The 23,673-nt window shown below is 67.3% G+C and carries 15 protein-coding genes and 1 pseudogene; 14 read left to right on the forward strand and 2 right to left on the reverse strand.

What is annotated here, in order from left to right; translation table 11 throughout:
* Positions 1–30: 30 nt before the first annotated feature.
* A complete protein-coding gene (locus OG782_RS02505) occupies positions 31–2,196 on the reverse strand; it encodes a right-handed parallel beta-helix repeat-containing protein (protein WP_406447736.1) in 2,166 nt (721 codons plus the stop codon).
* 335 nt (positions 2,197–2,531) lie between these two features.
* On the opposite strand from OG782_RS02505, the gene OG782_RS02510 reads away from it, so the two are divergent.
* The 11 genes and pseudogenes from OG782_RS02510 to OG782_RS02560 all read left to right on the forward strand — a co-directional run.
* The gene (locus tag OG782_RS02510) at positions 2,532–3,791 is read left to right on the forward strand and encodes an ABC transporter substrate-binding protein (RefSeq protein ID WP_406447737.1); all 1,260 of its coding nucleotides are present in this window, start codon (positions 2,532–2,534) and stop codon (positions 3,789–3,791) included.
* Entirely contained in the window at positions 3,778–4,758 is a 981-nt protein-coding gene (locus tag OG782_RS02515; RefSeq protein ID WP_406447738.1) for a carbohydrate ABC transporter permease, read from the forward strand. Before OG782_RS02510 ends, OG782_RS02515 begins: the two co-directional genes overlap by 14 nt.
* On the forward strand, positions 4,755–5,591 hold the full coding sequence (locus OG782_RS02520; RefSeq protein ID WP_406447739.1) for a carbohydrate ABC transporter permease: 837 nt from the start codon (positions 4,755–4,757) through the stop codon (positions 5,589–5,591). Before OG782_RS02515 ends, OG782_RS02520 begins: the two co-directional genes overlap by 4 nt.
* Before the next feature lie 2 nt (positions 5,592–5,593).
* Positions 5,594–7,552, forward strand: a complete 1,959-nt coding sequence (locus OG782_RS02525; protein WP_406447740.1) for a hypothetical protein — start codon at positions 5,594–5,596, stop codon at positions 7,550–7,552.
* A complete protein-coding gene (locus OG782_RS02530) occupies positions 7,539–8,327 on the forward strand; it encodes a ribonuclease activity regulator RraA (RefSeq protein ID WP_406447741.1) in 789 nt (262 codons plus the stop codon). Before OG782_RS02525 ends, OG782_RS02530 begins: the two co-directional genes overlap by 14 nt.
* Positions 8,324–9,262 (forward strand): aldo/keto reductase, encoded by a 939-nt coding sequence (locus OG782_RS02535; protein WP_406447742.1) that lies wholly within the window; start codon positions 8,324–8,326, stop codon positions 9,260–9,262. Before OG782_RS02530 ends, OG782_RS02535 begins: the two co-directional genes overlap by 4 nt.
* Positions 9,259–10,137, forward strand: a complete 879-nt coding sequence (locus tag OG782_RS02540; RefSeq protein ID WP_406447743.1) for an amidohydrolase family protein — start codon at positions 9,259–9,261, stop codon at positions 10,135–10,137. The genes OG782_RS02535 and OG782_RS02540 overlap by 4 nt, the downstream gene beginning before the upstream one ends.
* Complete coding sequence (locus tag OG782_RS02545; RefSeq protein WP_406447744.1) at positions 10,137–10,817, forward strand: GntR family transcriptional regulator; 681 nt, start codon at positions 10,137–10,139, stop codon at positions 10,815–10,817. The genes OG782_RS02540 and OG782_RS02545 overlap by 1 nt, the downstream gene beginning before the upstream one ends.
* Before the next feature lie 67 nt (positions 10,818–10,884).
* Positions 10,885–11,058, forward strand: coding sequence for a hypothetical protein (locus OG782_RS02550; RefSeq protein ID WP_406447745.1), 174 nt, complete (start codon positions 10,885–10,887; stop codon positions 11,056–11,058).
* Between the two features lie 71 nt (positions 11,059–11,129).
* Positions 11,130–12,443 (forward strand): glucarate dehydratase family protein, encoded by a 1,314-nt coding sequence (locus tag OG782_RS02555; protein ID WP_406447746.1) that lies wholly within the window; start codon positions 11,130–11,132, stop codon positions 12,441–12,443.
* 94 nt (positions 12,444–12,537) lie between these two features.
* Positions 12,538–13,976, forward strand: a pseudogene (locus OG782_RS02560) (SpoIIE family protein phosphatase); the annotation flags it as partial.
* Between the two features lie 98 nt (positions 13,977–14,074).
* On the opposite strand, the gene OG782_RS02565 reads toward OG782_RS02560, so the two are convergent.
* Entirely contained in the window at positions 14,075–17,509 is a 3,435-nt protein-coding gene (locus OG782_RS02565) for a discoidin domain-containing protein (RefSeq protein WP_406447747.1), read from the reverse strand.
* 833 nt (positions 17,510–18,342) lie between these two features.
* Between OG782_RS02565 and OG782_RS02570 the strand changes: the two genes are divergently transcribed.
* From OG782_RS02570 to OG782_RS02580, 3 genes are all read left to right on the forward strand, one after another.
* A complete protein-coding gene (locus OG782_RS02570; RefSeq protein WP_406447748.1) occupies positions 18,343–18,894 on the forward strand; it encodes a winged helix-turn-helix domain-containing protein in 552 nt (183 codons plus the stop codon).
* A 695-nt stretch (positions 18,895–19,589) separates the two neighbouring features.
* Positions 19,590–19,820 (forward strand): hypothetical protein, encoded by a 231-nt coding sequence (locus OG782_RS02575; protein WP_406447749.1) that lies wholly within the window; start codon positions 19,590–19,592, stop codon positions 19,818–19,820.
* Positions 19,821–19,975: 155 nt separating this feature from the next.
* Positions 19,976–23,503, forward strand: coding sequence for a discoidin domain-containing protein (locus OG782_RS02580; protein WP_406447750.1), 3,528 nt, complete (start codon positions 19,976–19,978; stop codon positions 23,501–23,503).
* Positions 23,504–23,673: the final 170 nt, after the last annotated feature.

The raw sequence follows: 23,673 nt of genomic DNA on the forward strand, positions 1-23,673 counted from the left end.
ACTAATTTATATCCCTGTGACCGGCCCGGTTCACGGCCGTGCGATGCGCGGGAGTCCGATCCGGTCCATGGGTATCCGCTGGTAGCCGGGGAGTTGAGCGGCGATCAGGCCGTCGTCGCCCAGGACCGGCCTCCCGTCCACGACCGTCACGACGCCGGGGTCGGCGGTGAGCGTCAGATTGTGGTCGACCGTCCCGTACCTGCGCGCGGAAGGAGCGATGTCCAGCGCGGCGACGGCACTGAGGACGTTGTACTCGACGACGTTGTACTTCGGGTACGCCGGCTGGTCGTCGGCGATGTTCACGAGGTGCGGATAGCGCGACCGCCATGGCTCGTCCCGGTACGGAACGGCGGCCAGCAGGTCGTACATCCCCCAGGCGCCACCGGGCGCCACGCTCCCCGCCGCCCAGTTGAGACCTCGTTCGTCGAGTGTCACGGAACGGCCCGACGACAGCACGATGTTGTTGCTGATGGTGTTGTCCCGGCCGCCGCCGATCTGGAAGGCGGTGTCGACCTCGTAGAAGATGTTGCCGAAGACCGTCGTCCCACTGAAGCAGTCGTCGAGGTAGACGCCCGAGGCGAAGTGCGCTCCGCCGCTCCCGACGATGTCGTGCAGGAAGTTGTAGCGGATGACCGTGCCGCGTCCGGTCCACTCCCGCCCCGCGTAGATGGCGCCGGCGTCGTTGGTCTCCTTCACCACGTCGTTGATCTCGTTGTACTCGATCACGTGATCGTTGCCGCGGAAGAGGATGGCGACGTGCGGCGCATCGTAGATGTGGTTGCCGGCGGCCCGGTTCCCGACGCCGGCGAGTTCGACCGCGGGACTGTACGTCAGCTGGAGCCGGCTGTAGTCGTGGATCTCGTTGCCGACCGCCCGGTTGCGCCCCGGGGTGAGGGTGGCCCGGTCGCCGCCGGCGAGGGCGATGCCACCCTGGCCGGTGGCCTGGATGTGACAGCCGCGGACCTCGTTGTCCGATCCGCCGTGCGGGCCGGCCGAGACGCTCGTGTCACCGATCGTGACCGCACGGCCCCCCAGGAACCGCAGGGTGCAGTCGGCGACCGTGTTGGACGTGCCGTCGGTGATGACGATGCCGTCGCCGCGCGACCCCTCGAACACGAGGTTCGAGAACGTCACGTTCGAGCAGCCGTCGAGGACGGCCATCGGTTCGGCGAGCAGGGACAGTTGCGCCGACGCGCCGGTCAGGTCGCTGGGCGGGTACAGGTACAGCTTGCCGGTGGACCGGTCGAGATACCACTCACCCGGCGAGTCCAGCTCCTCGAGCACGTTGTAGTAGTAGTAGCGACAGCCCTTCTTGACGCTGTACATGCTGGCGGTCCTGGTGGAGAGCGTCTGCGCCGCCGGGTCGATGGCCTTGATCTGAAGATTGCCGTCGGCCCACTCGTAGAACCAGTAGCCCTGCATCCACACGTCACCCGTGCCGGTCCAGGACGACGGCCTGGAGTCGGGGTACGCGAACGTGGCCCCCTTGGCGAACTCGGCGGCCATCTTGTCGGGGTCGCCGAGGACGCTGCGGGGGTTCCCGCCGGGATCGATGACCTCGCCGGCCGTGAGGAACCCGGTGCCCGGGTAGCGGGCGAGGGTCATCGCCTCGCTGTTGAAGAACAGTTCGGGCGGGGTGACCGCGCGCGGCAGCCCGTATCCGGTCTGGACGATCTGCCCGTAGTCCGTGATCCCCAGCGCCGTCAGGTCGAACTCACGGACCGCGTCACGCGATCCGGCCGGAAGGCGGTTGCGTACCGCCTCGTCGCCGACCGCCCCGAACCCCGCAGCAGGCAGGTCCACACCGCCGACGAGCCGGACCTGCTCGCCGCGGTAGGCGGCGTAGGTGACCGGGCGGCCCGGCGAACCGGAGTCCTGCGCCTCAAGGGTGAAGCTTCGCGTCCGACGGTAGGTGCCGCCCCGCAGGAAGACCGTCACCGGTGCCGCGGCACGGCCCGGCGCATGCTGCCGCCAGGCCCTGATCGCGTCGCGCGCCTTCTCCGGCGTCGCGAAGGGCTCGGCCCGCGTGCCCCGGTTCGAGTCCTTCCCGTCCGTTGCCACGAAGAAGTACTTCTGGTCCTCGGAAGGGTCCCCGCGGTCAACGGCGTACGCCGGTCCGGCAACAACCGCCGCCGACACACCGGCGCCGACGGCCCCTGCGGCCCTGAGGAGATCACGTCGAGAGAGTCTGGACATGCTGTGCCTTTCGTGGATGCCTACGGGAACCGGGCCCACGGTCCGGGCACGCGGCGGCTCCGGACGGGCCCTTGTTGCACAATGCTTCGACTACCGGCCCTGGTTGCAGGATGCTCGCGCCTTATCGATAATCGCTGAGCGACAAGTAGCGGGGCCACGACCGCGAGTGTCAAGGCGTCTTGCAGAACCCGTCGAAAGAAGCCGGGTTCACCCGCCTCGAAGGTTGCGAACAGGTAACGCTGCCGCCGAGGACCCTTGACCGTCGCCCGGCAAGTCCTCGAAGGTGAGCTCGCTATCGATAACCGATAAGCGATAAGCGTTCGTTGGAGGGTTCGATGGGTTCGGGTTCTCGCCGGCATCTGGTCAAGCTGGGTGCCATCGCCATATCCGCCGCACTGCTCACGGGCTGCTCGACCGGCTCGGACTCAGCAGGCGGCGACAAGAACATCCGCATGCTGGTCAACGTCACTCCCGTGCTGACCAAGCAGTTCTACAAGGACCTGGTGGCGGGGTACGTCGCCGCTCACCCCGGAGTGAAGGTCACGATCGAGGCGCCCACCGGCAGGGGCATCGAGGACACGCTGAAGCAGCAACTGGCCGCGGGCAGCCCTCCCGACATCCTCGCCGGCGGGCAGAACACCGCTCTCGCCGGCCAGATGGCTCCGCTGCCCGACGCGCAGTGGGTGAAGGACGCGCCGTTCGCGGAGGCGTCCAAGCTGGACGGCAAGGTGTGGATGGCCGGCACCGGCGTCCAGCTCCAGTCGCTGGTGTTCTACAACAGGACGGCGTTCACCAAGGCGGGTGTCACCGCAGCACCCAAGACGCTCGACGAGTTCACCGCCGCGCTGCGCAAGCTGAAGGACGCCGGGTACACACCGATGCAGACCGGCGGTGAGTGGACCACCGGCGCGCAGGCCCTGATGATGGCCAACCCGAACGTGATGAACTCCGAGCCGCGTTGGTACGCGAAGCGGAACAAGGGCTCCGTGACCTTCGCCGGCAGCAACTACGCCAAGTACCTGGATGTCTACCAGTCCTGGATCAAGGACGGTCTGGTCCCCAAGGACGCCAACGGCATCAAGTACCAGGACATGATCAACAACTTCACCGCCGGCAAGTCCGCGACCATGGTGATGGGCAACTGGCTCGCGGCCTCGCTCGCCGAGGCGAAGCCGGGCATCGACGCGGGCGTGTTCCCCGTCCCCACCTTCGACGGCTCCACGCCGCCGCAGGCGGCCAATCCGGCGATGCCGTACTCGGTGCTCAAGAGCTCCAGGCATGCGGATGCGGCGATTGACCTGGTGAAGTACCTGGTCAGCGACAAGAAGGCGATCACGAAGGCGCTGAGCGCTGAAGGCAACTTCCGTACCGGATACAGCTACGAAGCCTCCCCGCTGACCGACGACATCGCGAAGCTTCTCGACGAGGCCGGCGGCAGGACGGTGGCGATCGGCCCCGGGCTGGGCGACAACTCCTCCCCTTCGGGCTTCCCCGCGGAGTTCAACACCCAGGTCCAGAGCATGTATCTCGGCGCGACGGCCGGTCAGGTGTCGGGGGCCATGGACAAGTGGTGGGCCGCGAATGCGCCCAAGTAGCGAGACGCTCACCGCCCCCGGAGCGGCGGACGGCCCGCCGGTCCCCGGGCGCCCCCGTCCAGTCCCCCGCCCCGCCCCGCGCCCCCTGCGCGCACGCGCCGCCCGGAGCCTTTCCGGCATCTTCATGGTCGGTCCCGCCCTCGCGGCGATCGTGGCCTTCATCCTCATCCCCGTCGTGGTCGCGGGACGGCTCAGCCTCACCGACTGGGACGGTTTCTCCGACGACTACGCGTTCGTCGGCCTGGACAACTACGTTCAGCTGTTCCACGACCCGGACGTGGCGAGCGCGGCCTATGTCACGCTCGTGATCGCGGTGGTCGGCACCGTGGCCTGCAACGTCCTCGGCCTGGGCCTCGGGGTCATGCTCAATGGCCAGGGGCGCCTGAAGGCGATGCTGCGGGGACTGTTCTTCTACCCGCACGTGCTCGGCGCGGTCATCATCGGATTCCTGTGGTCGGCCGTACTGAGCAGCGAAGGCGCGGTCAACACGCTCCTGACCGCGGCCCACCGTTCGAAGATCCCGTTCCTCTCCGATCCGCAATGGGCGCTGGCGGCGATCGTCTTCGTGGTGATCTGGTCGACGTTCGGGGTGAACGTGGTCCTCTACCTCGCCGGGCTGCAGACGATCCCCGAGTCGCTCCTGGAGGCAGCACGCATCGACGGCGCCTCCCGCTGGCAGACCTTCCGTCAGGTCGTGCTGCCGATGCTGGCGCCCACCGTGACGATCAACGTGGTCCTCGTACTCGTCCAGCTGCTGCGGGTCTACGACCTGGTACTGGCGATGACGGACGGCGGTCCGGCCGGCCACACCCAGACGTACGCGTATCTGGTCCTGTCGGAGTCGTTCCTGAACGGGAAGATCGGCTACGCCTCGGCCCAGAGCATCGTCCTCATGATCGTCATCACGGTGCTCGCCGTCGTGATCGTGGCGCTGCGTCAGCGCAGCGAGAAGGCGGTGGAAGCGTGAACCGCAATGCAGGCAGCCGCGTCGGCTCGGTCATGCTCGGCGTCTTCGCCCTGGGCATGGTGGTGCCGCTCTACCTCGTGATCGTCAACGCCTTCAAGCCGGAGTCGGCGATCCGTCAGCGGCCGTTCTCCGCCGACCCGGGCGTGCTGTCCACGGACTACCTCCGATCGGCGCTGTCGTCACCGGACTTCAACATCATCACGGCGTTCGGTGTGACGGTGATGTTCGTGGTCCTGGTCAACGCGCTGTCCCTGGCGCTGGCCGGTCCGGCCGCGTACGTCATCGCCCGCGGCACCCGCCCGTGGCACCGGGGGATGCTGCTGGTGTTCCTGGCCGGCCTGTTCATTCCCGGGCAGGTGCTGGTCATCCCCGTGATCTACGTGTTGCGCTTCACGGGTCTGATGGGCACGATCCCCGGCTTCGTCCTGTACGAGGCGACGCTGACCCTGCCCCTGTCCATGTTCCTGTTCGTGGGCTACATCAAGTCCATCCCCCGGGAGCTCGACGAGGCGGCGCAGATCGACGGGGCCGGCCGGCTGCGCACCTTCTGGCAGGTGATCTTCCCGCTGATGCGGCCCGTCGTCGTGACCGCGGTCGTCCTGCACACCATCGGTGTCTGGACGGACTTCGTGAACCCGCAGATCGTCCTGGGCCCCACATCGGGCCTCTATACCGTGATGACCGGCGTGTACTCCGCGATCGGGCTGCACACGACCGACCTGTCCGTGGTGTATCCGACGCTGCTCCTGGCGATCGCGCCGGTGCTGGTCTTCTTCGTGATCATGCAACGCAAGATCGTCGGCGGCCTCACCGCCGGCGCGACGAAGGGATGACCGTGGGCAAGCGCCCGGTGAGTGTGACCGCGTCGGTGCCCGCCTGCGAACCGCCGGCCTGGGCCGTACTGCAACGGCGGTTGTTCTCGGTCCTGGACGAGGCGTGGCGGGTCTTCGAGGACCGCTACTGCCACCCCGACGGCGGGCTCCGCTTCGACGGGGAGCTCAAGGGCCGTGACGGGGCGGACGACTTCTACGAACCGTTCTTCAACTGGCCGATGCTGTACATGCTGGGCGGGGCGGACGACCTGCTCGACGCCGCCAAGAAGCACTGGAACGGGATCACCCGGCAGCTCTCCGCCGCCGGGTTCCTGGTCGACGAGTACGAGCGCGGCTACGACTGGTTCCACCAGGGCGAGTCGCTCCTGATGTTCTACGGGATCTGCGCGGCCGACCCGTCCGACGAGGCGTTCCGCCGGCGGGCCCTGCGCTTCGCCGACCTCTACCTGCCCACCTCGCCCGTCGGGAACGTCGACGGCCCGCTGAGGATCGTCCGGGCCCCGCACACCGGGGCCGGCGGACCGCGCCGGGGGGTGGACGACGCCTGGGCGCAGGGGTTCGGCGCGGAACTGACCAACATGAGACCGTACGGCCTGCCCCTGGAGGATCTGCCCGGCATCGGCACCTGGGACGACCTGGCCGACCCCGTCAACGCGCGGCGGATGGGCGAGGCGATGAACCGGCGGCTCGGCGACGGCGACGTCGCGGTGAACCTCGCCTCCACCTCGCTGATCGCCAACGCGTGGCTGTACACCGGCGGGGACCGGTACCGCGACTGGCTCGTCGACTACGTGCAGGCCTGGCGGGACCGGGCCGCCGCCGCAGGCGGTGTCGTCCCCGACAACGTGGGACCCCGCGGAGAGGTCGGCGAACTGCACGACGGCCGCTGGTTCGGCGGAGCGTACGGCTGGACCTGGCCGCACGGTCTGCACAGCGTCGGCGCGGTCGCGGTGGTCGCCGCCATGAACGCCGCCCTGGTCACCGGCGACAACGCGTGGTTCGACCTGGCCCGCGCCCCTGTGGACCGGGTGCTGGAAGAGGCGACGCGCGGGCCGGTCCGGGAGGGTGAGTCCAGCATGGCCACCACCTGGCTCCAGCGCCTGGGACCCGATGCCGGCAACGACCTGCAACTCGTGCCCTACCGGTACGGCCTGCACGGCTGGTTCGACCACCAGCCGTTGCAGATCGCCTTCCCTGCCTGGATCTGGTGGTGCACCGGCGATCCGCAGGACCGCCGGCGGCTGGAGCGTGTGGAGCGCGAATGCGGCTACGACTGGACGACCGTGCACGCCTTCCGCGACAAGGAGGAGGCCGGACACGAGGCGCCGTGGCTCGCCTACCTCGACGGCCGCAATCCCGACTACCCGGCGCTGGCCCTGCGCATGGCGCTGGGGCAGGTCGCCCGCAGGATGGCGCTCATCCGCGAGGACTCGACGACCACCCGCACCGATGACATCCACTGGTGGCAGCGGCTCAATCCCGTGGTGACCGAGGTTCTGGTGCAGCTGACCACGGGCGCTCCCGCCGCCCCCTACAACGGGGGACTCCAGCAGGCACGGGTGCGCTACTGGGACGCCGACCGCGACCGTCCCGGCCTGCCGGCCGATGTCGCCGCCCTCGTCACGGACCTCGACGAGGCCCGGGTCCGCGTCCGGCTGGTCAACCTGGGCAATACGCGTGAGCGGCGTCTGACCGTGCAGGCCGGCGCGTTCGCCGAGGACGCCATCGACCATGTCGTGGCGGACCGGCTCGACGCCGGCTACCCGGGCCCGAACCGCGCCTACCGGGCCGACGGGTACACGACCAGCACCCACCGCACCGACGTTGACGACAGCCACCTGTCGGTGATCCTGCCGCCCGGCACCCGGCTCGATCTGACGCTGTATGTGAGGCGTCGCCAGTTCACCCCGAGCCACCCCACGTTCGACCGATTCCAGGAGAAGCGCAATGACGAACGATGAACATGCCCAGCCGGTGTTCCCCCTTCCGGTGCGCGGCGGCGCATACCGGCGGGCCGATGCGGAGCTGGTGGAACGGATGGGCGGGGTGAGCAGCGCCACGGCGTGCTCGAAGCTCCATGGCATGGGCATCAGGCGCACGTGGATGGAAGGGCCGGAGCCGCTGACGTCCGGGCAGAAGATCGCCGGATCGGCGTTGACACTCCAGTTCATGCCGCAGCGCGAGGACATAGCCAGCGGCCTGGCGCAGGAGGCCATCGAACGCCAGACCGCCCTGTGGGCGGTCCTGGAGGCGGTCCAGCCCGGTGACGTCCTGGTCATCCAGGCGTACGGGTCGGCGTTCAGCGGCTGCGTCGGCGACATGCTCGTCCGCTACTTCAAGCGCAAGGGCGGAGCCGGCATCGTCGTCGACGGCCGGATCCGGGACGCTCCGCGGGTCCGCGAGCTCGGTGTGCCGGTCTGGTGCACCGGCACCACCCCGCACTACGCCTCCCAGTCGGAGCTGTTCCCCTGGGCGTACGACGTGCCGGTCGCCGCGGGAGGAGTGCTGTGCCTGCCCGGCGACATCGTGGTCGCCGACGACGACGGCGCCGTCGTCGTCCCCCAGGCGACCGCGCCGGAGGTGATCGCCTCGGCCCAGGACCACCAGGAGTGGGAGGTGTTCAGCCGGATGCGTCTCGACGAGGGCGCCCGGCTCGGCAACTACTACCCGCTGACGTCGGAGTCGCGTGCGGAGTACGAGCAGTGGCGCGACCGGACACGGGCGTCCCAGCGATGAGCCGTGTCCCTGCCCCGGGTGTGCTGGGCCGCGCCGGCCTCGTGGTCGGCAGCCTCGGCCTGGGCTGCGCCCCCCTGGGCAACCTGTACGAGCCGGTTCCCGAGCAGGACGCCGGAGACACGGTGCGTGCCGCGCTGGCGGGCGGAACGCGCTTGTTCGACACCGCACCCCGGTACGGCAACGGCGTGTCCGAACAGCGGCTCGGCCAGGTACTGGCCGAGGTGCCCAGGTCCGAGGTCGTCGTCTCGACCAAGGTCGGATACCGGCTCACCGACGGCGGGTCCGAGCCGGACTTCTCCTACGACGGCACCATGCGGAGCCTGGAGCGGAGCCTGGAGCGGCTCGGCCTGGACCGGGTGGACATCGCGCACGTGCACGACCCCGACCACCATGAGCGGGAGGCCCTCACAGGGGCCTTCCGCGCCCTGGTCGACCTCCGGGAGCAGGGCGTGGTGTCGGCGGTGGGCGCGGGCATGAACCAGAGCGGCATGCTGGAGCGGATCGTCGCGCAGGTCGATGTGGACTGCGTGCTGCTGGCCGGCCGGTACACGCTCCTGGATCAGGAAGCGCTGACGGGCCTGCTGCCCGCGTGCGAGGCCCGTGGTGTCGGGGTCGTCCTGGGCGGGGTGTACAACTCCGGTCTGCTGGCCGATCCGCGGCCCGGCGCGAGATACGACTACCGGACGGCCGAGCCGCACCGGGTTGCCGCGGCGCTGGCCATCGCGGAGGTCTGTGACCGCCACGGGGTGCCGCTGAAGGCGGCGGCCCTGCGATTCGCGTGGGGGCATCCCGCCGTGTCCGCTCTGGTCGTCGGGGCCAGGACCGCCGAAGAGGTGCGGGAGAATCTGGCGATGGCGCAGACCGCCGTCCCGGCAGACCTGTGGGCGGATCTGCGCGCGGCGGGACTGCTCCCGCGGGAGGTGCCGACGCCGTGACCGGCATCGACGCACACGTCCATCTGTGGGACCCCGGTCTGCACGACCACGGGTGGCTGCGGTCCGCGGGCGAGCTGAATCGCCCCCGCCTCCTCGATGACCTCGGCGCGGCCGCCGGGCCGGTGACGGCTGTCGCCGTGCAGGCCGGGCGAACCGTGGACGAGGCCCGTTGGCTGCTGGGCCTGGCCGCGTGCTCCCCCCGGATCGCCGGCGTCGTCATTCACGCGGATCTCGCCGACCCGGCCGCGGTGGACATGATCGACGCACTTCGCGCCGAGGACGGGGGTTCCGCGCTGGTCGGGGTACGCGACCCGGTCGGGGCGGGCGACGGCGCCCGCCTCGGGCTGCCCCAGGTGCGGCGTTCGCTCGCGGCGCTCGGCGAGCGGGGCCTGGCCGTGGACCTGCTGCTGGGGCACGGGACTCTGCGTGAGGCCTGCGCGGCGGCCGGGGATCTGCCTCAGGTACGGTTCGTCGTCGACCATGGCGCCATCTCGGCCGTCGACGTGCGACGCGACGGGCTCGGCGAGTGGGCCGCGCAGCTGACGCCGCTGGGGCGACTGCCCCATGTGGTGTGCAAGCTGTCCGGTCTCGGCAGGGCCACCGCCGGACCGGGCGGAGTGAGCCGGGACGCCGTGGCGCGGGTGCTGCTCGATGTGTTCGGGCCGCGCCGGCTGGCGTTCGGGTCCGACTGGCCGGTCAGCACGCAGTGGTCGCCGTACGAGGACGTGGTCGGGGCCGCGGCGCGGATGCTGGGCGGACTGACCGCGGACGAGGCGACCGCGGTGTGGGGCGGTACGGCGGTCGAGGCCTATGGACTCGATCCGGCGGCCGCCGCTATCGATACTAGGATGACGACGCGGCAGGGGGAGCACTGATGACCGACCTGAACGATCTGCTCGAACAGAACAAGAGCATGGCTTCCGGCGGACTTCTGTCCGACCGGGTGTACCGGCTGCTGCGCTCGGCCATCCTGAGCGGCGAGATGGTGCCGGATCAGCGGATCGTCGAATCCGACATCGCCAAGCGGCTGGGCATCAGCCAGGCCCCGGTGCGCGAGGCCGTCAAGCGGCTGGTCTACGAGAGCCTGGTCACTCATGTGCCGCGGCTGGGCAGCCGGGTCGCCCGTATCTCGACGGAACAGGCCGATCAGGCGCGGGAGCTGCGCGGTCAGCTCGAGGAGTTCGCTGCGCGAGCCGCAGCCCAGTGCCGCGCCGAGGGCTACGTCGAGCAGCTGACCGCCGTGATCGACGACATGCGGCAAGCGGCCCGGCAGGACGACCCGATCAGCTTCCGCGACAGCGACATGACGTTCCACCGTCTCGTCTGCCTGGCCAGTGGCAACTACCTGCTCCCGCGGTTGTGGGAGGTGATGGAGCCCAGCCTCTGGGGCCTGCTCGTGGTCTCCGACCCGTTCTACACCGGCAGTCGCGACAAGCTCGTCGACGAGCACGCACGGCTGCTCGACCTGCTGGTGAGCGGCCGGGAGGACGACGCCGCAGAGGCTTTCCGGCTGCACGCGATCGGCGCTTCCCAGCTGGCGCAGCGCGACAAGTAACCCGCCTGCTCACACGCGGTGAGCAGCGCGCGGATCGTCCGGGGGCAGTCGCCACACCCGCGGCTCGGTGCGCGTGACCGAAGGCGAGGCGATCGGCTGTCACCCGCTCGACGACGCCGAGCCGTACGCGCCCGGGGTGATGACCCAGCACGGCACGCCGGGCCCCGCCGGCGGGGTCCGGCTCTTGGGCACCTGGCGCGAGCTCCCCTGGGCGAGCCCTGTGACGGCCGTCCCCCCGTAGCAGCCATCCGTTCGTCACGGTCAGCCGGTCACCGGCTCGGCCGAGGCAACCCTTGAATGGGAGATTTCTCCATGAATGTCACGAATTCGAAGAACCATGTGGAGCCGCAGTGCCCGTCAGGGCACGCCATGATCACCGATATCCGCATCACACCCATCGCGTTCCCCGATCCGCCGTTGCTCAACGCCGTGGGCTGCCACGAGCCGTGGGCGCTGCGGGCCATCATCGAAGTCGACTGCGGGGACGGGCTCGTCGGGCTCGGCGAGACCTACGGCGACGCCACGCACCTGGCGGTGCTGCGTACGGTGGCACCGCTGCTGATCGGGCTGGATCCCTTCCGGACCGAATACATCAAGTCCGTGGTGGACGGACTCCTCGGCACCGCTGACGCACCCGCGGAGAAACTCGGTCCGTCGGGCGGCATGGGACCGGAGAAGGCGGCGCTGCGGGTCTTCGCCGCATTCGAGATCGCCTGCCTGGACGTGCAGGGCCAGGCGATCGGACGGCCGGTCCACGATCTCCTCGGCGGCCGGGTACGTGACGCCGTGCCCTTCTCCGCCTACCTGTTCTACAAGTGGGCGCAGCACCCCGGCGATGCCCCCGACCCCTACGGTGCCGCACTGGATCCCGCGGGGATCGTGGCGCAGGCGCGGACGATGGTTCAGACGTACGGATTCCAGTCGATCAAGCTGAAAGGGGGTGTGTTCGCTCCCGACGAGGAACTCGACGCCATGCGCGCGCTGCGCGAGGCGTTCCCCTCGCTGCCGCTGCGCATCGATCCCAACGCGGCGTGGAGCGTCGAGACCTCGCGCCGGGTCGCCGCCGAGACCGAGGGTCTGCTGGAGTATCTCGAGGATCCCACCGAGGGCCTGGCCGGCATGGCCGCCGTCGCCGAGACCGCCGGGATGCCGCTGGCCACCAACATGTGCGTGGTCTCCTTCGACCACCTTCCCGAGGCCGTCGATCGCGGCTCCGTCCAGGTCATTCTGTCGGATCACCACTACTGGGGCGGACTGCGGCAGTCGGTGCGTCTGGCCGGCATCTGCGAGACCTGGGGCCTCGGCCTGTCGATGCACTCCAACAGCCATCTCGGTATCAGCCTTGCCGCGATGACCCACCTCGGAGCGGCGCTGCCGCAACTGTCCTATGCCGCCGACACCCATACGCCGTGGCAGCTGGGGGTCGACGTGGTGGAGCGGCCGCTGACCTTCGTCGACGGCGCCGTGCCGGTGCCGATGTCGCCGGGGCTCGGTGTGCGGCTGGACCGGGACGCGCTCGCCCGACTGCACGAGAACTACCTTCGGCAGGGCATCACCGGACGCGACGACACAGGATACATGCGCCGGTTCCACCCGGGCTTCAATCCTGCGAAGCCGCGGTGGTGACCGGCCGGCACGTCCGGGCAGGCCGCGGCCGGCAGCGGGAGCGGACCCGGGTTCACGTGGTCCGCCGGCCGGCCTGCGGGGGTGCCGTCACAGCGGTCGTGGTGCCCGCGCGCACAGTCGGCCCGAGAACTATGGTCTCCCACCACATACGCCTCTGACCTGCCGACAGCAGCGCGTCCTGGACTTCGGTATCCACTCGCTGATCACTGTACCGTTGCAGGCCCGCGACGTGGTGCTGGGGATGGTCGACTTCTGGCGCTCGGAGAAGGATCCCTTCGCGGAGGAGGATCTGTCCTTCGCCGAGGAGTTGGCCGCCCGAGCGGCGGTCGCGATCGACAACGCCCGCCGCTACACCCGCGAGCACTCCATGGCGGTCACCCTGCAGCGCAGCCTGCTGCCCCGCGGTCTGCCCGGGCAGTCGGCCCTGGAGGTGGCCCACCGCTACCTGCCCGCTCAGGCCGGGGTGGGCGGGGACCGGTTCGACGTCATCCCGCTGCCCGGCACCCGCGTCGGCCCGGTCGTCGGCGATGTCGTCGGGCACGGCCTGCATGCGGCTGTCACCATGGGCCGCCTGCGCACCGTCGTCCACAATTTCTGTGCCCTCGATCTGTCCCCTGACGAACTCCTGGGCCACCCCGACGAGTTGGTCGCCCACATCGACCAGAGAGAGGCCGCCGAGGGCGAGAGCGAAGGTATCACGGGTGCCACCTGCCTGTTTGCGATCTACGACCCGGTCTCCGGCCGTTGCAGCATCGCCCGGACCGGCCATCCCGGACCCGCCCTTGTGCACCCCGACGGCACCGTCACCTTCCCCGACGTGCCCGTCCCACCGCCCCTTGGCCTGGGCTCCGGCGCGCCGATCGAGACCGTCGAACTGAACCTGCCCGAGGGCTCCCGGCTGGCCCTGTACACCGACGGGCTCATCGCAAGCCGCGACCGCGACATCGACACCGGCCTCGAACTCCTGAGGCAGGCCCTGGCTCACCCCGACCAGACCCCCGAGCAGGCCTGTCAGGCGGTACTCGACGCCCTGCTGCCCGCCCCAGCGACGGCATCGCCCTGCTGGTGGCCCGCACCCGGCTGCTGGACCCGGACCGGGTCGCCGACTGGGACGTGCCCTCCGAACCCGCTGCCGTCGCTCCTCTCCGCGCGGCCTGCGCCCGCCAGCTGGAGTCCTGGGGGCTGGATCAGGTCGCCTTCACCGCCGAGCTCATACTCAGCGAACTGGTCACCAACGCCATCCGCCACGGCACCGAACCCATCCGGCTCCGCCTGCTGTACGACCGTGACAGCCTGATCTGCGAAGTCTCCGACGGCAGCAGCACCTCCCCGCACCTGCGCCGCGCGGCCACCACCGACGAGGGCGGCCGAGGTCTGTTCCTTGTCGCCCAGTTCGCACGGCGCTGGGGCACCCGGTACACCGCCCGCGGCAAGGTCATCTGGACGGAACAGTCCCTGGACGACGCCGCAGCCGGGCCCGGTGACGCCATGGGCGACATCCTGCTGGATCAGTGGGACGGGCCAACACTGTGACCGCGGGCGGTCACCTCCGTCGATGGCAGCTGGCAGTCAGGAGGTCCCGCTGAACTTCCTCGACGGCGGAAGGGTGGCGCTGACCGGGGCCGTGTTGGCTACCGTCCGTTGACGGCCACTTCGAGCAGATCGGTCGTCGACCCGTTCGAGCCGCCGTCAAACACCAGCTTCACGTACTGGGCCTCGGCCGGTGTGCTGAGTGGGTAGTGGTCGTAGAAGCCGAAATAGGCGCTTCCCGTGGGGCCGTTGAAGGTGTCGGCATCCTTCCAGGTCACACCGTCGATACTGGTCTGGATCTTCATCGTCTTGGGTGTGTTGAGGTAATTCTGGTCCAGCGTGTTGAAGTTGACGTCGATGCTGGAGATCTCGTGCTTCGCAGGAAGCCTGAACTGTACCCAGGGCTTGTCATCTCCTGGCACCGACCACTTCGACCGATCGAACTGGTCGGTCTCGATGAGCTTGCCGTCGGTGAGGTTCGACACCGCGTCCTGCTGCTGGCCGGCTGTGATGTCGGCATCCTTGGCAAGGTTCCTGTACGGCAGCAGGTCCATGAAGACCCTGTTGGTCGTGAAGGTCTTGCCGTCCAGCGTCACGTCCGCCCAGACGACTCCTCTGGTCGGCGCCTCGACCTGCGGAGTGAAGATCTTGCCGTTCTTGAACGTGAACGTGTCCGATTCCTTGATGGCAACCGGCTTGTACTTGTCGCCGCCGCCCAGATCGACGATGCCGCCATGCCACTTGATCTGTGCCGCGTCCAGGCCGATGGGCCCGCCCGCGTCCGACCTGCCTTCGATCGCGTACGTCAGCCCGTCGTTCAGGCCGAACTCACCGTAGGTTTCCTTCCCTTCGACCAGAAGTGATGCGCCGATCACGTCCTCGGCGTCGTAGACGATGTGGTCCTCGACCCGCACCTTCAACGTGTCCTGCTTGGTCACGCCTTCATGGGTTCCGCGTACCGTGATGCTCGTCGTGCCGTCCGACTTCGGAGTCACGATTCCGCTGGGCCGAACCTTCGCCACCTCCGGATTCGAGCTGGTGTACCTCACGTCGGAAAGCTTGGCCTTCAGCGCGGGATACGTCATGTAGCCCTCGGCGTTGACCTTCAATGTCCGCGGCGAAAGCTGCTCACCGGTCGCGGTGACGTCGGTCAGCTTGTACGTGCGCTCAGGACTGTCGGTCACGATCTTGATGATCGTGTCGATCGGATCCTCCTGCACATGGGACAGGTTGATGGTCAGGCGGTCGCCGTCCTGGTGGAATGACGTGACCGGAACGTCGTTGTTCAGCCACTGCACCGACTTCACGTGGTCCTTGACCGGGGCAATGGTCAGGGACTTGTCGGTGATCGCGTCGAACCCCTTCTTGCCGTCCGGCCCCTTGATGATGTGGAGGTAGACGTTATTGTCCCTAGAAGTCGCGTATCCCCATTGCGGGCCGGTCGTGCTGTCGGGGTGCGCGAACTTCTCGTAGTTTCCTCGGCCGTCGGTCTCGTAGCCGTATCCGGACAGGAAGTACGGGGTCGTGCCCGTCGTGGACTCGTGCCTCTCCGGCTTTCCCTTCGGCGCGAACCAGTCGGCGAGCTTCTCTCTTACGTCGATGAACTCCTGGACAGCCTTCGGGTATCTGGTGGAGATATCCTTGGGGGAGTCCCAGTTCGGCCCGCGGCTGTCGAGCACACTCTGATCGTTGTTGTCGACCTCACCCCGACCGGCGTTCATCACCATCTCTTTCGTGACCTGCCGGAAGTCGTCGCGCTTCTCGTAATACGGCGACAGCATGTTCTTGGTGTGGATCATCTTCCACGGCTCCATGGGCGTCCGCTTCAGAAGATGGTTCTTCCCGCCGTTGCCGTAGATGCCCGACGCCTCGCCGGTGCGCAGATCAGGATCTCCGTATTCGGCCCCCCAAGCGTTCGAGTTCACGGTGATCTTGTCGCTGTAGTTGCGCACCATGCTGTACATGACGTCATAGTTGGCATCGGGCATTGCCTGTGGACCGTCGAAGTAGAGGTAATCCGGACCGTAGCGGTGGATGAGGTCCGCCACGTTCTGCACGAACACATCAGTGGAGTAGTGCTGCAAGCCTCCGCCCTCGGTCGCGTAGTACAGGCCGAACTTCATGCCGTAACGCTTCACCGCTTGCGCGTACTGCTTCAGCCCGTCCACGACCTTCCCGTCCTTGTCCTTGGGGAGGTACTCCGCCCTGATGTGCTTCGGGTCCGCGAACTTGGACGGCCAGAAGTAGTTCTGCTGCAGTGCTTCGATCGACACCAGCGAGTGTCCTTCACGCTTCGCTCGCACAGCCCATCGATCAGCGGAGAAATTCGGATCCACGAAGTAGTTGTAGGTCGGGGTGGAGTGCGTCAGTGCGCTGACCCTGCCCTGCTCGAACCACTTGTTGGGGCGTTCCTTCACCGTGATGGTGAAGTCTCTTGACGCGGTTTTCCCGTCCTTGTCGGTCACCTGGACGGTGAAGTGGTAGTCGCCCGGTTCGGTGTGGACGCTGATGACTCCCTTGGTGCTGTTCAGATCGACTTTTCCGTCGACGAGTCCGTCGGCGATGGAGCCGTCGGGGTTCAGCTCCAGACCGCCGGGCAGCTTCCCGTCGGTGATCTTCCAGGTATAGCCCGGCGCGCCACCAGCGGCCATGAACTGGAAATCCGATGCGGCGACACCATACTTGTTGTCGGACGCCGACTTGTTCCAGACGTACGGCCACTCCTTGTAGCCGACCGGCATGTTCCCCTTCGGTAGCGGCGTGCCGGTCGAGTCGTCGGTCGAGAGTCCTTGAGACACGATTTCGAGCTTGTCGGACGGACCTGCCACCGAGTTCACGAGGTCAGTGATCTCGTTGCCGGACTCATCCGTCACCCGGCCGTAGAACCCGAGATAGGAAACGTCCTGGTCCTTGGCGATCGGCACACCGTTTGAATTGATGTCCTCCGTGTAGGTGTGCTTGATCTGAATCATCAACTTGTTCCAGCCCGCGTGCAGTTGGACCGTCTGCTTTGTCAGGTCCTTCCGCACCTCCACCGGGGTGCTGGGCTTCGTCAGACATGTGTCGTTCGCGTACAGCCGGAATGAGCCGCTCGCCCCGACGTTGAAACTTGCCTGCCGGTCGGTCGGGCTGTAGACGTATGTGTGCGCGTACACATACTTGTTCCGTGTGTCGACACCCTTCTTCACGGAGTAGTACCCGTAGAGATCCTGGTAGTCGTCGTAGGTCCGGTTGTACATACGGTCGTCGAAGTACTCCCACTTCCGGCCCTCGTCGCCGGAGCTCAGCGACGTTCCGACCTTGGGTTCTATCTTCGTCTTTCCGTCGGCCGGCACCTCGCCGTCTTCCTCGCATGCGTACTTCTTGTCGACGACCGGTGAATCAAAGGGGCCCGACACCAGCCATGAGTTGATGAACGGGGCGTTCCCCGCCGTCTGTTGCGCGTATGCCTGATTTGTTCCGGGCAGGCCGAACAGGAATGACGCGACGATCGCCATCCCTAGCAGGTAGGCGACCTTCTGCAAGCGTCTGCTCACTGCCGAGATCCTTTCTTCAGTCAGCATTCAGTGGAGCGACATGGAGCGACATGGAGCGGAATCTCGAGCCGGGAAAGGGGAAGCGCAGCATCTCACGCAGATAGTTCATACTCTTCTGGCACGGGGTACGGCGGACGGCAGGCGTGAATACGAACTAGCATGCAGCTGGGGGCCCGGTGAGTCAAGGGATAGTTAGGATCTATCCCGGCCGGGAGTGCCGAGTCAGGCTCGCAGGTGCCGCAATGTCACTGCTAGCGCCCCTAGTTGGGTTATGTCGCGGCTCGCATCGGCGCGCCAATATGTATGAGTTATGACCGAAGTGGCGGCGACGTCGGAGATGTTGCACACGCACGCCACGCCGATCTACACCGACGCGCGGACCCGCAAGAAGCGCCACCCCTACGCCACCCGCATCCTCGCCAGCGCCTGGCTCCGCGTGATCTGGGCCCGCTGGCGTGACGGAGCCTGCTACGCCCCCGGGATCCATCAGACCAACGGGAGATCAACACAGCCGACGACACCCTCTTGGCGGCATAGAGGTTGATTCAGGGAACTCATGCGCCATGCCCCCGGGTGGGTTGGGCTGCGGCGTCTCGGCCGATACGGGCGGCGAGAGCTTGTGTGTCGGGGGCGAAATCAGCTCGCTCGCCAACCACAACACTCAACCGCCAACTGAGGCACTGAGTCACACTGACTGCTGGTCGTCCGCAGCGGAACCACCGGAGGCATGCGGTATCCACAGGGGGGCGGGCTGACCGCCGAACGCCAGGAGTTTCGCTCGGGGTGAGGCGAGTGCGCTGATCGCCAAGGACCTGCGGGTTAGCGTCCGGTCGGTGCAGCGGTGGTCGGTGCAGCGGTGGCGGCGGACAAGGAACGAGGGCGGTCCGCGAGCGCTGCGGTCGCAGGGGCCGGCGTCGCTGCCGACGCTCAGCCAGAAGCAGTTCATGCACCTGGAGGCGGACCTGGCCAAGGGGCCGCCCGAGCACGACTGGGAGGACAAACGATGGATGCTCGCCCGGACCAAGACGTTGATCGGCGGGCGCTTCCATCTGGCCTGCACGATTGAGGGCGTGCGGAAGCTTCTGGTGCGCGACGGCTGGTCGTGCCAGGTGCCGGCCCGACGCACCATGGAGCGGGATGACGACGCGTGGCCGGGTGGGGCAAGGACGCGAAGGTGTTCCGGCCGGAGGGCAGCCACGTCGGACCCGACCGCCGCATCCATCGAACGGCGGCACTCCGTGATCCGTACAGCCCACGGACGGCAACCGGGACAGACAACCCGCACCCGGTCACGCGGGCGGGGGGCGAACCATGACTTCTACGCCGCCCTTGACATGCCGTTCGCCACCCTGGTGGGCCAGATCTCCGCGGCCTACCAGGCATAGAGGACCACCAGCCGCCCGGTCATCGGTGGCCGTGCCCACGGCACCTTCCCGCGTCGGAGGCGCGGCGGCTGCGACTGCCCCCGCGCGGAGACGAAACCATCGGCATCGACGTCGACATCCTCGACCCCGGGTCTCATATGAGATCACCTCTGGTGCAGGTCGATGCAGCCCGGAGCTGTGATGCGCGGGCTGGACCGCATGCGGCCAGGCAGCGGACCCAACGGGCGAATGTCGAGTAGTTGACGGGGCGTTGACTCATGGTGCCTGTTGGCCTACGTTGCCACGACGGATGTCGGTTTCTGAGAGTTTCCGTTTCCTTCGCTGCCCCTCTTGCTTCACCGTGAGCCCGAACTCTCGCCAGACGGTGAGTAGTTCGCCCCATTTTCGACTAACTATGGGGATCATTGCCAAGCGGGAGTCACCATGTTCAATCAGTCTTCAACAATCCACGGTGCAGGTGAGGGAGAGGCGCGACCCCTCGCGCGCAGCCGCAGAAGTCTGCTGTGGGGCGTCACCGGCACGGCCGGCCTGGCCGTCGTCTCTGGTGGTCTACTGACGGCCTGCTCCTTCTCGTTGGGCACGAGGGAAGAAGAACGACGGCGTCAGCTTCTCCGGGGGCTCGGGCAATGTCGTCGGCAGCACGGTGATGTTCGGGTCGAAATGCACCGACCCAGCCAGGCAAGTCCGCCTTGTTCATGCTGACTTCGGCGGCTTCGGCGTCGGTCAAGGCGGAGACCAACATCAACCTTGCGACCACAACGTTCCGACAGAAAATCACCAGGTACCTGCAGGGCGGCCCGGACGACCTGTTCACCTGGTTAGCCGGATACCGCATTCGGCACTTTGCCGCGCATGGCCTGGTTCAGCCGATCGATACGCGGCTGTGGCGGTGGCCGAGGCGGGACGGCCGTCCCGCCGACTGGTGAGATCACCGCCTACCAGCTCGGATCCGCCACACCGGCGTCACGGTGGCCCAGCCGCCGCCATTGTTGATAGCCGACAGAACTACCACTGCAACTGGAGCAACTACCCAACGAGGTTGCGGAGGACGCGCCTCACGAAACGAAGGAGGTCACCGCCGATGGATGGGACGACAGGCGGCCCCAGGCGCCGCAATGTACTCATAGCGGGCTTCGCTGGTGCCGGCGTGATGTTGGTACCCGGTGGGCTGGCGAGTGCCGCATCTCGTGGAAAAGTAAACAAGGAAACAGGGCGGCGCACTCTCGGCCTCGACACTGACTGGGCATTCTGGCGCGACGATGTCCCCGGCGCGCAGGAGGTGTCCTTCGACGACTCCAAGTGGGCGGGTGTGTCGATTCCGCACACCATGCGGCTGGAACGCAAGGAGCCGATTGTCTACAACGTCTTCGGCGGCATCGGCTGGTACCGCCGGTACTTTCGCATGGATCCCGCCGATGCAGACCGCCGGGTGACGGTCCGATTCGACGGCGTCCAGACAAACTGCAATGTCTACCTCAACGGTGAAAAGCTCGTCGAGCACCACGGCGGCTATCTCGGCTTCTCCGTCGACGTCACCGACAAGCTCCACTGGGATCGCGACAATCTCCTCGCCGTGCGGGTTTCGAATCTCGACGATCCGCAGACGCCTCCTGGTAAACCCCGCGAACAGCTCGGGTTCCTCACCTACGGCGGCATCTACCGCAACGTCACGGTGCAGGTATCCGGGCGCATCTACATCTCGGATCCTCTGGAGGCCGACCGCGTCGCCAGCGGCGGGGTGTTTGTCACCTACCCGCACGCCGACGCCAAGCGGGCTGTCGTCCAAGTCAAGACCAGCGTGGTGAACAGCACCGATTCATCTGCCGTCACAAGGCTGCAGTCGACGATCTGCGATCCGCAAGGTGAGATCGTCGCCCGGGAGAGCCGGACCGCGACAATTGCGAGCGGTGCCAATCACGACTTCGAGCAGAGCCTGGAGGTGATCCGTCCCGACCTGTGGCACCCGGACAGCCCGCACCTGTACAAGCTCGTCAGTACGGTCTTCCATCGTGGCCATGTGTTGGACTCCCTCACCACACGAATCGGGATTCGCCGCATCGAATTCCGGGCGGACGGATTCTACATCAACGGCGAGCGCCTCTACCTGCGTGGGGCGAACATCCACCAGAACTACGCCTACGTTGGCGACGCCGCACCGGCTTCGATGAAATGGCGCGAGGCGCTCAGGCTGAAGCTGGGCGGTTTCAACGCGGTACGTGCCGCGCATTATCCGCACGATCCGGCGTTTCTCGACGCCGCCGACGAGCTCGGGTTGCTCGTCGTCGCGTGCGCACCGGGCTGGCAATTCTGGAGCGAGAACGAGACGTTCGTCAATCGCACCTACGCGGACGCCGCGCAGATGATCCGCAGGGACCGCAACCGTCCGTCGATGATTCTCTGGGAAACCTCGCTGAACGAGACGCATTACCCAGAGTGGTGGGCAGAGAAGGTTACCGCGGTTGCCCACGCGGAAATGCCCAACGACCAGATGTTCACCGCGGCCGACTATGGGTTGTGGGGCAAGGAGCACTATGACGTGAACTACAAGGTCGTCAATTCGGACGGCTCGGATCCCGATCTGGCCAAGCCGTTCCTCACGCGGGAGTGGGGCGACTGGGGGGGTGCCTGCCAGACGGGCCGCGAAAGGGGTGAGGGTGCACTTGTCCGACAGGTGGAGACCAGGCAGGGATACCTCAATGGTCCCGGGTACTGGGACTGGGGCGGACTGGACGCCAATCCCCGGATCGGCGGCTACTTCCTCTGGGTTTTCGAGGACTACGGCACGAACTCGCCGTACCAGAAATCCGGGGCCGTGGACATCGACCGGTACCCGAAGTACTGCTACTACTGGCTCAAGGGGATGCAGTCGCCGAAGAACCCCAATCATGGCGGCCCCATGGTATTCATCGCCAGCACTTACTCGGAAACATCCAGCCGGGACGTCATGGTCTTCAGCAACACCGACCACGTGAAGCTGTACCAGAACGGCACCCTTGTCGGCGAGAAGAGCCGGGCCCAGAACGCCGGCACCGCCAAACACGTCGCCGCGAAGGGCGGCAGTCCCTACTACACCTTCTCGCTCCCCTCGTTCGTCGCAGGCGAGCTGAGAGCCGAGGGCTACATCGACGGCAAGCTGGCCACCACCCAGGTCGTGAAAACCCCCGGCGCCCCGCACCGCATCGAGATCGAAATCGACGACGCGGGTGTCCGGCAGACACTACGGGACCTGCTCGCGTACTACCTGGGGGACGCGTCGCAGGCCGGGGTGAAGGCGGCCGCGGCGTTGGCCGACGGCGTGCAACCCCGCACGGTCGAATCGTTGATCAAGAAGGTAGGCGCGAAGCGCGGCAGCCCGCTGCCCGCTGCGGCGGCCGATACGCTTCGTCGTTACGCCCGCGCGCTCACGCGGATCCAGCCGGTGGCCGACGGCTCGGACCTGATCCCGGTGTTCATCAAAGTCGTTGACGCGAACGGCACCGTCATCCCGACGTCAACGGCGCAAATCAAGCTCGATGTGACCGGAAGGGGCAGCCTCGTCGGCCACGACATACCCCGCCTCGCGGTACAAACCCAGAAGGTTAAGGCCGGCATTGGCTACGCGTTGCTCGCGGTGGACACGGACCCAGGTGACATCAAGATCACAGCGACAGCCGACGGGCTGGAGTCCGGCAGCTACACAGTGGTGACAAGCCCCTATTCAGGCAGGCACATGCCCGACGGCCGTCATCCGGAGTGGAAGGACATCTCGACGCTGGAGCTCCAAGGCGCGCTGAACCTCGCCTTGAACAAGCCAACCACAGCCTCGAGCTTCCAAGAAGGCAACTTCCCCGGCAACGTGGTTGATGACGACCCGGATTCCAAGTGGGTCGCGAACGGCAACATCCCCGCATGGTGGCAGGTGGATCTCGGCCAGTCGTCGGACATTTCGGAGTTCCAGATCGTCTGGGAGTCCGACCAGGCAACCTACAAGTACGCCGTCCTCACGTCGGATGACGCGACGAACTGGACCAAGGCGGTCGACAAGGAGTCGAACACCACCAGCGGCGGCACCGTCAACCACAAGGTGTCGGTCAAGGCGCGGTATGTGCGGGTGAATGTGCTGTCGGGCGGCGGATGGTGGCCGAGCATCCGCGAGTTCCGCGTCGTTCCGCCAGGCGGCACGGGCGGGGGCCAACCGGCTGACCCTGGGCCAAAGATTCCCCGCAGCCAGATCAGCGAGGTGAGCGCCTCCAGCAACGCGAGCGGCTTCGAACCCGCCAAGGCGTTCGACGACGACATCACCTTCGGCACGGGATGGCTCGCCGCGTCGGCAACGCTTCCGCAGACGCTGAGCGTGCAACTGTCGGCCGCCCACAACCTGGCCGGCGCTCGCATCCACTGGGGCAAGGACAGCAGTTGGTACACCTACAACCTGCAAACCTCCGTGGACGGGAATTCATGGACAACCATGATCCCCACGGTGACCCGCGGCGGCCAGTACACGCTGGCGGATGCCTTCACCGCCGCAGGCGTACGTTACGTCCGCATCGACATCACCGACGTCGTCGGCGGCGGCGCGCAGTCAATTGCGGGCATCGCGGAGGTGATCCTGTACGGCTCGCCGAGCTGACCCATGAGACAGAGTCGGGAACCTGCACTCCGCGGCTCGTCGATTTGGACGGATGGGATGTCTCGGTGGTGTCAGGGGTGGGGCTGCGCGGGTTTGGCTGGGTGTGTCGATGATTTCCCGGTCCCCCGCGGCCTCGGTCCCGGCGTCAGCGCCGTGAGTGCGTGGCGACG

It is taken from the genome of Streptomyces sp. NBC_00876 (genome assembly GCF_045207435.1).
In the GTDB taxonomy this organism is placed as follows: domain Bacteria; phylum Actinomycetota; class Actinomycetes; order Streptomycetales; family Streptomycetaceae; genus Streptomyces.

Excerpts from the sequence above, each read along its gene's own strand:
- OG782_RS02505 (WP_406447736.1), bottom strand. The coding sequence starts at position 2,196 with ATGTCCAGACTCTCTCGACGTGATCTCCTCAGGGCCGCAGGGGCCGTC.
- OG782_RS02510 (WP_406447737.1), top strand. The coding sequence starts at position 2,532 with ATGGGTTCGGGTTCTCGCCGGCATCTGGTCAAGCTGGGTGCCATCGCC.
- OG782_RS02515 (WP_406447738.1), top strand. The coding sequence starts at position 3,778 with ATGCGCCCAAGTAGCGAGACGCTCACCGCCCCCGGAGCGGCGGACGGC.
- OG782_RS02530 (WP_406447741.1), top strand. The coding sequence starts at position 7,539 with ATGACGAACGATGAACATGCCCAGCCGGTGTTCCCCCTTCCGGTGCGC.
- OG782_RS02535 (WP_406447742.1), top strand. The coding sequence starts at position 8,324 with ATGAGCCGTGTCCCTGCCCCGGGTGTGCTGGGCCGCGCCGGCCTCGTG.
- OG782_RS02545 (WP_406447744.1), top strand. The coding sequence starts at position 10,137 with ATGACCGACCTGAACGATCTGCTCGAACAGAACAAGAGCATGGCTTCC.
- OG782_RS02555 (WP_406447746.1), top strand. The coding sequence starts at position 11,130 with ATGAATGTCACGAATTCGAAGAACCATGTGGAGCCGCAGTGCCCGTCA.
- OG782_RS02575 (WP_406447749.1), top strand. The coding sequence starts at position 19,590 with ATGCTGACTTCGGCGGCTTCGGCGTCGGTCAAGGCGGAGACCAACATC.
- OG782_RS02580 (WP_406447750.1), top strand. The coding sequence starts at position 19,976 with ATGGATGGGACGACAGGCGGCCCCAGGCGCCGCAATGTACTCATAGCG.